1 protein-coding gene is annotated in these 950 nt (G+C 45.1%); it reads left to right on the forward strand.

The features are described from left to right. A partial coding sequence (locus tag KCG43_RS21285) for an SUMF1/EgtB/PvdO family nonheme iron enzyme (RefSeq protein ID WP_218387461.1) occupies positions 1-642 on the forward strand: 642 nt, incomplete at its 5' end. Positions 643-950 lie beyond the last annotated feature (308 nt).

A 950-nucleotide genomic window follows, 5' to 3' on the forward strand; every position in this document is an offset into this window, starting at 1 on the left:
ATGCGCCTGATTAACGGGCTACCTGTGGCAAAGGATAATTCGCGTGATGGGTCGATTGTTCAGCGGGATTCTGAACGATACAAACTGCTAATAACCACAAGAAAAAACTATCCAGCCAGTACCAAAGCATGGCAGGAAGCCAAAGATTACTGTCAATGGTTAGGGCAGGTCAGCGCATTGCCCTTCGACTTGCCCACAGAAGCACAGTGGGAATATGCTGCCCGAAGTCGAGGCCAACATTACTATTTTGCCACTAATAATGGTTACCGTCAGCTAAGCGGGGGGATCTATTTCGATCCTGAGACAGAGTATTATATTGAGTACACTGAAAATGATGCCAATGCGTCAACCGATATTGAGGTCGTCGACAAATTTTTTCCGAACCCTTTAGGGGTTTATGGCATGACAAATCAGGTCAGTGAATGGGTGAATGACTGGTACTCCCCCGACTATTATCAGATTTCTCCGGAACTCAACCCCAAAGGCCCTGCATCCGGCACACAGAAGGTTCAGCGCGATGCGTTAGGAACAACAATGACGTTCGCCCGTATTTATAGAGATCCGGTCGAAAAAGCCTATTACTCAGGTGTCAGCTTTCGCTGTGCTCTTCAACAGACAGCCCCGGTACATAAATCGTCCTGAGATTGATGATTGATTTTCAATCAAAATCACCAAATTCATTTCATTGCGCACTTGGTTCAAGAAATACGGGTTCAATTGAACATTGGCTATGCTTTGCAGTGTTTTTGCTTTAGGCACTTCAGTAGACTAAGGCACTAAAAATAAAGGATGCCCGCATGAAATTTTACAGGCTAGGACTTGCATGTACGCTGCCATTATTAGCGGCCTGCAATGACAACAATTCTCCCATTAAAATCTCCAGTGAAACCGTCTCTCAACAACAACTTGATACCATAGTTACTAATATCGAAAAGCGTTACCCTGAGGCG

Origin of the sequence: Photobacterium sp. WH24, assembly GCF_019204055.1 — a bacterium.
Lineage (GTDB): Bacteria > Pseudomonadota > Gammaproteobacteria > Enterobacterales > Vibrionaceae > Photobacterium > Photobacterium arenosum.